Source organism: Accumulibacter sp., from assembly GCF_036625275.1.
Taxonomy (GTDB): domain Bacteria; phylum Pseudomonadota; class Gammaproteobacteria; order Burkholderiales; family Rhodocyclaceae; genus Accumulibacter.
Window position 1 is genome coordinate 1 of record NZ_JAZKUD010000117.1, and the last position, 10,159, is coordinate 10,159.

Genomic DNA, 10,159 nt, shown 5'->3' on the forward strand with positions numbered 1-10,159 from the left:
CGGGAAAACGGCCGCCAACGGCTTGCTCGAAGGCATCGACGTCGTAGATCCCTTTGCCGACGAATGAACCTTCGCCGAAAACGTCCTGGTAGACATCGGAAGAGACACGCGTATAAGGGTCGATGCCCGGCTCCCCGCCGTACAGTCGCGCATAGCGCGAGCGGTTCGTCCCCGGCAGGCTGATCGCCACGCGCGGTTGCAGGATGCCGTAACCCTCGGTGACCAGCCGCCTGGCCTGGTCGTAGTGCGGGCGATTCAACGGGTGCGCCATGGCGCCGACAAACTGCCGCGCTGCGTCGCGCGGTAGCTGCGTGTCGGTGTCCAGGGTGATGACGTAGCGCACACCGGACAGCACTGCCGTGTCACCCACGACGAGCGAAAAGCCATTGTCCGAGAGCGCCCCGGCGCCGCCTCGCAGTAGCGCGTTCAAAGCTGCCAGCTTGCCCCGCTTGCGCTCGTAGCCCATCCAGATCCGGTCCTGGACGTTCCATTGCCGCGGCCGATGGAAGAGGAAGAAGCTACTGGCCCGGCTGCCGTCACCGCCACGAGCGTATTTTTCGTTCAGCTCGTCGATCCTTGTCCGTGCCAGTCGCACCAACGAGTCGTCGTCAGGGAGCGATGCCAGATGCGCGTCGCGAAAATCGGTCAGCAGGCCGAAGTGCAGGTACTCATCGCGATTACCCAGAAACCTGACCTCGAGCGCCTCGACCAGGTGCTCGACGTTCGCCTCACTGGTGAGCATCGTCGGCACCACCACCAACGTCCGGGAGATCGGCGGGATACCTTTGGAAAAGTCCATCCGGGGCAGCGGCTTCGGCGTCACGAGCAGGCTGACAAGCCAGTTCATCAGCACCACGGCCGACTGACTGACGCCCAGGAGCAGGAGGAAAGCGATCGGCGGCAGCGCGAGTTCGACCACTCCGGCGGGCAGTCCGGCAGCCCCTGCCAGTGCCAGCAGACCCGCGCCGAGGATGACGGAGATCAGCAGCATCCCGCCGAGGTAAAGGAACAATGGGTACTGACCCGCCGTCTTCAGCCAGACTTCAGGGCCGGAATGGCGCACTCCGGCCAGCCGCAGGAGATCGGGCAAGCCCTTGTCGATCAGGTAGAAACCCACGTGCCCGGAGCGCCCGGAGACTTCGCCGCCAGGGGTGAGCGAAGCGCCAGCACGCGCCAGTTCGACGGCCTTGTGAGCCACCTCTCCTTCTGTCAGGCGACACTTCCTGGCTATCTCTTCGGTCGCGTGTCGATAGCGATCGCGGGTGGCAAAATCCATCCGGCCATAGACACCGCCCGGATCCATGAGCAGCGCCTGCTCGACAACGCTCATGGTCTCGACAAACTGGCGCCAGTCCAGCGCCCCGAGCGCCCGCAAACTGCCGATGCTGTTGCTGATCGAGACCTGATCGGAAGCCTGCTGCTGGGTCTCCAACTGCACCAGGTGCTCGATCGTCAGTCCCGACTCCGAAAGTCGCTGCTCGATCCAGTTCAAGGGCAAGACCAGGGCGGGACCCCGCCCCTGCAAGCGGCGCGCCAGCTCAGCGACGAAAGCGCCCACCATCGGCGGGTCGGAGCGCGCCATGTCGGCGATCACCAGAATCAGGCTGCCGGGATCGCTGCCGGCGATTTCCGTCATCCGGTCGGCCCACGAATCGGCCAGATTTCGCTCGTCCCAGGCGGCGGCGATGCGCACCGCGACGCGTCGGAGATTCTCGATCAGTGCCAGCCGCAGCATGATCGGAATTGCCCACAACTCGCCCAGTTTGAGGGCAGTGACGGTCTGGTAGGCAGCGACAAAGCGACTGAGCGTTTCCGTGTCAACGCGACCATCGCCGTGCGCGATGGCCTCCAGAGCGAGGTCATAGACGCGCGGACAGTCAACCGACGGCCCGCGCGCCAAACGAGGGAGTTGGCGGCTATACCCCTTGGGCAAATGCCGCCTCGCCGTGCTGATCTGCTCTTCGATCAGATAGAAGTTGTCGAGCAACCATTCCCCGGCCGGCGTGATCCGGCGGTTCTCGCTCACTGCCGCGGTCAGCAGCTGGCACACGGCGACGAGGGCGCTTTCGTTGGCTGCCAGCCGCTCCAGGAGCTGGTCCGCTGCCCAGCCCGCGGCCAGCGAATGCGATACCGCGAGGGCCTTGCCGTGTTGTTCCATCTGAGCCGCGCTGAACAACTCCGCGCGTAACGGGGCTTCTTCGTCGTCGGCAAGCCGTGGCCTCCCGCCACCGCGAAGTCGCGCCAGCAGTTGGTCGCGGTAGCCTGTGAGCTTCTTGCCAACGTTCAAGTCAGGGGGTCCTTTCCGGGGAATCAGATCTCAAAGGCACGGTGGGCAATCCACCCCCTGGTCTGCCAGCAACTCAGCCACAGGCTGCAGTTGCTCGACGTTCTCGGCCACCACCTTGACGATCTCCGTGATTGGACAGCTCAGCACCATGCCCCAGACACCCCACAAGCATGTCCAGAAGAGCAGCGTGACGAACACCGCTGCGGTGTTCATTCTGGCGATGCGACCGGTCATCCAGGTGGTGACGAAGGTGCCGATGACCGTGGCGATTGCCAGCGACGTCCCGGCGACCAGGAGGACCATCGATAGGCTGTTGAACTGTATGAAGGCCGCCATGCCAATGGCTGCGGCCGTAACCGCTGGCCCGAAGTACAGAATGATGGGCAGCACACTTGCGGCCACTGCCCAGGCGCCGGCGTCCAAGCTCACGCACGACCGACCGCGACCCCGGCGCCTCGGCAGCAGCCGGCGATTGACTGCCTGCCGAGGCGCCTGCTTCAGGCGTGACGATTGCTGTCATCGGGCTGTCATCGGGAGTGAGCGATGAGCCGCGCGACCATTGTCGGACGCAGCGTCCGGCAATGGCTGGTGATCAACAATCGCCTACTTGATCCGCATGTCGTTCTTGACCGATTTCACACCGCCCACGCCACGTGCCACTTCGGTCGCCTTGTTCGCGGCCGCCTGCGAGCTCACGAAACCGCTCAACTGCACCACGCCCTTGAAGGTCTCAACGTTGATTTCGGCCGATTTCAGCATCGGCTCATTGAAAACTGCCGCCTTCACCTTGCTCGTGATGACGGTGTCGTCAACGTACTCACCCGTACCCTCCTGCTTGGACGTCGAGCTGCAGCCGACCGCAGTCACCAGCGTGACGGCCAGAAGAACTGAGGAAAGATACTTGCTGATTTGGTTCATGGTTCATTCTCCAGATATGAGTAAAACGGGGACTTCCTGACTCGATCTTCTACCAACCGCTCCCAACCGACTCGCGATCCTGCCGACGATGAACCCCGTGACGAGGCCGAAAGGAACCTGCGCCGCTGGCGACATCGCTGTCGCCAGCCGTCAGGAAAGACCTTGCCAATCGTTGCTGGCCCTGACGCGACGTTCTGCTGGACGGCGAGCGAAGCTGCCCGGGATTTCACCCTCATGCTGCGCTGACACCGTGGAAACAGCATAGTGGCAGAGGCACCGGGGGTCGGTACGGTGGCGCACATAGCTGTCCGCATCCTCAATGGCGATCCCTAAACGGTCACCAGCAGGCGCGCGAAGTCCTCGGCGGGCAAGGGACGATTGAAGAGAAAGCCCTGCCCTTCATCGCAACGCTGAGTCCGCAGGAACGCCAGTTGCTCTTGTGTTTCCACGCCCTCGGCAATGACCCGTTGCTTGAGGTTGCGTCCCATGCCGATCACGGCGCTGACGATGGTCGCGTCGTCCGCATCGGTCGCCAGGTCGCGCACGAAGGATTGGTCGATTTTGAGGGTGTCGATCGGAAAACGCTTCAGGTAACCCAGGCTCGAGTAGCCGGTGCCAAAATCATCGATCGCCAACTGCACCCCCATCGCCTTGAGTGCGGCAAGCACCAGGGCCGACGACTCCGTGTCTTGCATGATAATGTTTTCGGTCAGTTCCAGTTCCAGATACCGCGGTGCCAGGCCGGTCTCCTTCAGGATCAGGGCCAGGCCCTCGACAAAGCCCTTGTGCCTGAATTCCAGGGCGGAAATGTTGACCGCCACGGGCACCGCGTCCAAACCCGAATTTAGCCAGGACTGGACCTGTCTGCACGCTTCGCGCAACACCCAGCGGCCAATCGGCACGATGAGGCCACACTCTTCCGCAATCGGCACGAACTGCTCCGGTTCAATCAATCCGAGCGCCGGATCAAGCCAGCGGATGAGGGCCTCGGTACCGGTCATCGTGCCTGAGGCAAGATCGATCTGCGGCTGATAATGCAGCCGGAACTCACTCTGCCTGAGGGCTCGCCGCAGCCCGGTTTCGACGAACAGCCGGCGAACGGCGTGGCTGTTCATGCCAGCAGTGAAGAACTGGTAGTTGTTACGGCCGCTTGCCTTGGCGTGATACATCGCGGTGTCGGCGTTCTGCATCACGGTGTCGGTGTCGATGCCATCGTCGGGGTAGACGCTGATGCCGATGCTCAAGGTCACATGGATCTCGTGCTGGCCAATCATCTGCGGCTCGGCCAGCGCGACGAGCAGCTTTTCGGCAACCAGGGCCGCATCCTGCGGCTGCTCGATTTCGCCCAGCAGGATGACGAACTCGTCACCACCCTGGCGGCAGACGGTGTCCGTGGTGCGCACACAGGCGGACAAACGCAGCGCGGCGGACTGCAGCACGAGGTCGCCGACCGCATGCCCCAGCGAATCGTTGATGTGCTTGAAGTAATCGAGGTCTACGAAGAGCAGCGCCACCTGTTTGCCGCGCCGACGGGCGAGCCCGATCGCCTGCGCGAGCCGTTCGGTGAGCAGCACCCGATTGGGCAGGCCGGTAAGGAAATCGTGGTGGGCCAGATGGGCCATCTTCCGCACCATGGCCCGTGATTCGCTGACGTCGTGGAAGACGATGACCGCGCCGGCGACACGGCCGTCGCGGTTATGGATCGGAGCGGCGGAATCCTCAATCGCCGACTCGCACCCATCACGGCGGACAAGCAGGCAATCCGCGGCCAGCCCCACGGTCCGGTTCTCGCTGATGGCGCACTGCGCAGGATCAGGAGCGGCCTGGCGTGTCGCGCCATCGATGATGTGGAACACCGCCGACAGCGGCTGCCCCAAAGCGTCCTCGCGTGACCAGCCGGTCATCGCCTCGGCCGCCACATTCAGATAGGTCACCTTGCCCTGGAGATCGGTCGTCAGCACGGCGTCACCGATTGAGTCCAGAGTGACCTGAGCGCGCTCCCTTTCCTCGAACAGGGCTTCTTCGACCGCTCGTAAGGCGAACTCGGCTGCTTTGCGTTGGCTGATGTCCTCAACCGTCTTCACGCGACCGCTCGCTGCCAAGCCGTCGTTCATGGCAGCGCTGTTGACTCGCGCCCAGACCACACGCTCGTCCGGCTGCAGGAAGCGGAATTCCGTCTGAAAGGGTGCGCCGCTGCATGCGGCATCGCGCCACTCGGCGAGTACACGCTGGCGATCGTCGGGATGGATTGCCGTGCTCCATTTCGTGCCCAGCGTCTCTTCGAAGGTCAGCCCCGATATGCTGTGATAGGCGGCATTCGTATACACACAGTCACCCTGGACATCGGAGACGAAGATTCCGAGCGGGGAGGCATCGCTCATCGCCCGGAAGCGTAGCTCGCTGACCCGCAGCGCGTCGCGCGTCGCCTTGCTGTCGAGCAGGTAATGCAGTGCGCGCGGTAACCAGTGGGCGTCGACATGGCCCTTGATGAGATAGTCGCTGGCGCCGCGCTGCACCGCCTTGCGCGCGATGGCTTCATCACTCGCTGTACCGAGAACGAGGATCAGGGCATTGGGCGCCGCCCGGAACACCTGATCGAAGGCGTCGAGACCCTGGCCGTCGGGCAGCGCAAGGTCAAGCAGCAGTACCTCGATACCGCCCCGGCCCAGTCGAGCAAGCGCATCCGCGAGCCGCGACACCCGTTCGACGCCAAACGAGCCTTCGCCCGCCCCGCCAAGAGACTGCTGAATCAATTCGGCGTCACCGCCATTGTCCTCAACGAGGAGCACCCGGGTGGCGCAGCGCATGGCGGAGCGCGACGCGCTGCGTAGTTGGCCCATGCGGCGCTCTATGGACGGTAGTCCTTGTTGATCTCTTCAAAGCTCTTGATCTGCTCTTCGGCCTCGTCCTTGCTGATGCCATAGCTCTCCTGGAGCTTGCCCGCCAACTCGGTGCGCTTGCCGGCAATCACATCCAGATGGTCGTCTGTCAGTTTGCCCCACTGCATCTTCACTTTGCCCTTGAATTGCTTCCAGTTGCCTTCAACGATATCCCAGTTCATGTCAAACTCCCCTGCTCCGGAATCCGACGGGCGGAATTGCCCATCGAGCATCCATCGTCGCAGCGCGCACGGCGTGTCTGAAGTGCCTGACGACTGGACTGGCTTGACGGCGACTCGGGATGCACTGCAAGACTAGCCGCCTGACCTGGCTAAATCTGTACGGTGGCGCACATCAGGCGACTGACTGTGATGCGCCGTATCGTCCCTCGCCCGGCTAACGCCGGCGCAGGCTCGGCAGGGTATCCCGCCGCACGCGCAGGTTCCCTTCCCAACCACAGGTGACCGAGCGGCAGCGATAGCGGTGTACAGGCTTAAGAATATTCAGCAGCCCATCGACGAACCGTCGCGGGATGCGGTACACCCAGCCATTGCAGCGGGGGCATGCGCGCTGCCCGCGCGCTGAATCGTCAGCCGCGTGGCCGCGACCAGTGCCAGTTGCCGCAGACGCCTGGATGAGCTTGGTGAGTCGAGGATGCCGTCGCCGGTAGCCGGCGACCAGATCAGCCGTGGCGTCGCGATGACAGACGTACACCCACCGCGACCTCCCCGGCCAACCGCTCTCCGCACCGCTCGCCGATGCATCGGAAGCTGCGTCATCACCCCCAGGTGCGGCAAGCAGCACCCAGCGACAGCGGTCGTGGGGCCACTGATCTGCGGCTGTCACGGCGGGAGCGCTGGGCGAGCCCTTACGCGCCTTTCCTGGCAAGAGCGGTAGTTGCGCTGGCGATACGGGCCGTTGCGTCGCCGACCACCTTGGTGTTGGCGGCGGTCATGTCGGTAATCTGCTGCGCAAAGCCCTTGAATAATTCGAACCCCTTGAGGGCGCCCGTGCTGGGGTTTGCGCCCCGGCCTTGCGAAGAAAAATACGAGGTGACCAGCTTGGTGACTTCGCTCTGGGTGTCAGCGGCTATTTCCTGCACCCCCTGCAGGTAGGCGGCGGCGCCATTGGTCGCTTTTCCGGGCGTGGCGCCGAGCACCTTCTGCTGCTCCCTGGCGTCCTTGGTCTGCAGCAGCGAAGCGAAGCCACTCGTGCCCTCTTCGAACGCGAGGCGAGTGGCGTTCAGGTTCAGGGTGGCCAAGCGCTCAAGGCTGGAAAAAGCGATTTTCGACAGCGTCATGAAGGCCTGGGTGTTGATCTCAACGGAGTTGATCAGTTCTGGGCTAACGGCAAGCATGGTGTGACTCCTCAGGGGAATGGAAAACAGAATTCAGCGGTGTTGGCAGGCGAACGTCGAACGACGGCTCAGACCACCATACACTTTCAATCCCGGAGGACAGCTTGCACGGCAAATCGCACAAAGACAGTTGGCTGGCGCACATAGCGGCCAAATGAGGCGGCTGACGCGCACTTTGACAATGGCAGGCACGTGCGCCGCAGATTCATGGACTGCCTGGCGTGCTGGCCCCATCGGTGGCGCGCTTGCCCGCACCTGTCCTGGCGAACTGCAGGGCCAGGTCCAGCGTCTCCAGCAACTCGTTCACCCTGATCGGTTTCGTGAGGTAGCGGAAGAATCCTGCCTCCAGACCCTTCTCGATATCGCGCGGCAAGGCATTGGCACTGATCGCAATCACCGGGATGTGAGCGGTTGCTCGATTTTCGGCCAGAACTTGCAGCGCGTCGACGCCGCTGATGCCAGGCAGACTGATGTCCATCAGGATGACATCGGGTCGGGAAGCCTCGGCGATCTCGATGCCGCGGCGCCCATCCCGCGCCGTCAGCAGGCGCACATCGGGGCGGCGCGCGACAATCTCCTCGACCAGCATCAGATTGGCCGCGTTGTCCTCGACATAGAGCAGGGTGCACAGGGGCTCGCCGACCTGCGCCGGTGCGACCGCCACGAGTCCAGCTGTGCTGGCAGCCGATCGTTCTTCAGCCGTCAGCGTCAGCTCGATCCAGAACACGCTGCCTTTCCCGACCGTGCTGTCGACCCCGATGACGCCTCCCATCGCTTCAATCAGCCGCTTGCACACGACCAGGCCAATACCTGTGCCCTCATCCGAAGCCGCCTCCTGTCCGAGACGATTGAACGGCTGGAACAGCTGTGCCAGTTGTTCCGCAGCAAGTCCTGCACCCGTGTCCCGGACGCTGATGCGCATCGCATCCGGCTGGCTCGGGCTACAATCCATCGTGACCGCTCCGCCGGCCTTGTTGTACTTGATTGCATTGGCAAGAAGGTTGATCAGAATCTGCTTCAACCGTTTCCGGTCGGCCAGGACGAAACAGGGGTCCGCGCACCCGGCAAAGGACAAGCTGACCTCATTTTGCTCCGCCTGCGGTTTGACCATGTCCTGGCATTCGGCGATCACGTCGGGCAGCGATATCGGTTCCATTGCCAGTAACAGCTTGCCGGACTCGATCATCGCGAGATCGAGAACTTCGTTGATCAGTCCGAGCAGGTGCCACCCCGCCTTGAGAATCTGATCGATGCTTCGCTGCTGCGAGGGCGTCGGCTTGGGAGTCCCGGTTTCGATGAGCTGGGCAAAGCCGAGGATCGCACTGAGCGGCGTGCGTAGCTCATGACTCATGCTCGACAGGAACTCCGATTTTGCCAGGTTGGCCGTTTCCGCCGCGAGCCTGAGACGTCTCAGCTCGGCGTTCTGGTCCTGCAGCGTCTGATCGAACATGGCCCGCTCGGCTTCCGCCAGCTTGCGCTGGGTGACGTCGCTCAGGACAACGCGGAGAACGACCGTGCCATCCGCCTCTTGCGCGACGGCCGACGCGAGATGCGCCCAGAATGCCGTGCCGTCACCCTTCATCAGCCGCAACTCGCAGGCCTGCGGTTCGCCGTTTTCAACCACCTTCCTGCGGTGCAGATAATAGATGTCCTGGTCTGCCTTGAGGATAAAGCGGCTGATCGGTTGCATGACCAATCCAGCACGGGTGCTGCCGAGCAGGGTGGCCGCGGCGAGATTGCTTTGCAGGATCAGCCCCGTTTCGCTCAAGGTGCAGTAGCCCACCGGCGCCAGGTCATAAAGGTCAAAATAGCGAGCCCTCTCGGTGTCGAGCAGCGCCTGCGCCTGACGCAATTCCTCGTTCTGCATCTCCAGCTCGATCTGATGCACGCGCAGGTCGTGGAGCAGCCGCTCCGTATCTTCGAGCGACAGGATTTCATGCCCGGCGGGCGCCAGCGCCGATTCTTCGAGAAAGATCGCCTCGGCCTGCTTGCGCAGCCCCTGCCCCGCACTCAAGGTTTCACCCGTTGCGGGGGGGGGGGGGGGGGACTCTGAATGCTGAACGGCGTTTGTCCTCACTGCTCATCGATCACCTCCTGTTCTCCGACGATCCCTGACGACTTCGCTCGCCCTTTCCGTGGTGGCGATCGCATAGACCTCGCCGGCCGCATCCAGCAGGACGGTCGAGATCATCGAGACATTGACCACCGCACCGAATTTTGTCAGCCGCTGGCTACGATACGGCTCCAGGACTTCAGCCCGGGCAAGCCGCCGCAGGGTCAGCAAAGTCTCTTCGCGCTGCTCCAGCGGAATCAGGTCGCGCACGTTCATCCGCAGCGCCTCGGCTTCGGCCCAGCCATACATCCGTACCGCTCCCGGGTTCCAGACTAGGATCCGGCCCTCCAGATCCTGCACGGTGATGGCATCGTGTGCATCGCGCACGATCACCGCCAGGCGGCACAGATCATTCGCGGCGCGCAACGCCTCGCGTGTCTGCACCGTCTCGGTGATATCGAGAAACGAGATGACTGCGCCCTCGATCACATTATCCAGCGTCCGGTAGGGCTGGATGCGCATCGTATACCACTTGCCCTCCCTGGTCTGCACGTCCACCTCCTTGTGGATCAGCGTATTCAGCACGGCCCGGGTGTCTGCCACGAGACCCTCGTAGCCGGCCAGGTTGGAGACAATGTGGGCCACCGGCCGGCCGATGTCGCTCT

General features: G+C 63.2%; 7 protein-coding genes and 1 pseudogene. All 8 read right to left on the reverse strand.

Annotated features, from left to right (window positions below):
• Window positions 1-2,287 (reverse strand): annotated as a pseudogene (locus V5B39_RS20300) (cyclic beta 1-2 glucan synthetase); the annotation flags it as partial.
• 30 nt (window positions 2,288-2,317) lie between these two features.
• Window positions 2,318-2,716 (reverse strand): AI-2E family transporter, encoded by a 399-nt coding sequence (locus tag V5B39_RS20305; protein WP_332344655.1) that lies wholly within the window; start codon window positions 2,714-2,716, stop codon window positions 2,318-2,320.
• 174 nt (window positions 2,717-2,890) lie between these two features.
• Window positions 2,891-3,205: a BON domain-containing protein gene (locus tag V5B39_RS20310; protein WP_287634516.1), complete on the reverse strand. Its 315-nt coding sequence runs from the start codon at window positions 3,203-3,205 to the stop codon at window positions 2,891-2,893.
• Between the two features lie 329 nt (window positions 3,206-3,534).
• A complete protein-coding gene (locus V5B39_RS20315) occupies window positions 3,535-6,045 on the reverse strand; it encodes an EAL domain-containing protein (RefSeq protein WP_332344656.1) in 2,511 nt (836 codons plus the stop codon).
• A gap of 8 nt (window positions 6,046-6,053) precedes the next feature.
• Entirely contained in the window at window positions 6,054-6,266 is a 213-nt protein-coding gene (locus tag V5B39_RS20320) for a CsbD family protein (RefSeq protein WP_332344657.1), read from the reverse strand.
• A 686-nt stretch (window positions 6,267-6,952) separates the two neighbouring features.
• Window positions 6,953-7,441 (reverse strand): phasin family protein, encoded by a 489-nt coding sequence (locus V5B39_RS20325; RefSeq protein ID WP_332344658.1) that lies wholly within the window; start codon window positions 7,439-7,441, stop codon window positions 6,953-6,955.
• A gap of 205 nt (window positions 7,442-7,646) precedes the next feature.
• Window positions 7,647-9,455 carry a hybrid sensor histidine kinase/response regulator gene (locus V5B39_RS20330; protein ID WP_332344659.1) on the reverse strand — a complete coding sequence of 603 codons (1,809 nt, stop codon included), beginning with the start codon at window positions 9,453-9,455 and terminating at the stop codon, window positions 7,647-7,649.
• Between the two features lie 66 nt (window positions 9,456-9,521).
• A partial coding sequence (locus V5B39_RS20335) for a PAS domain S-box protein (RefSeq protein ID WP_332344660.1) occupies window positions 9,522-10,159 on the reverse strand: 638 nt, incomplete at its 5' end.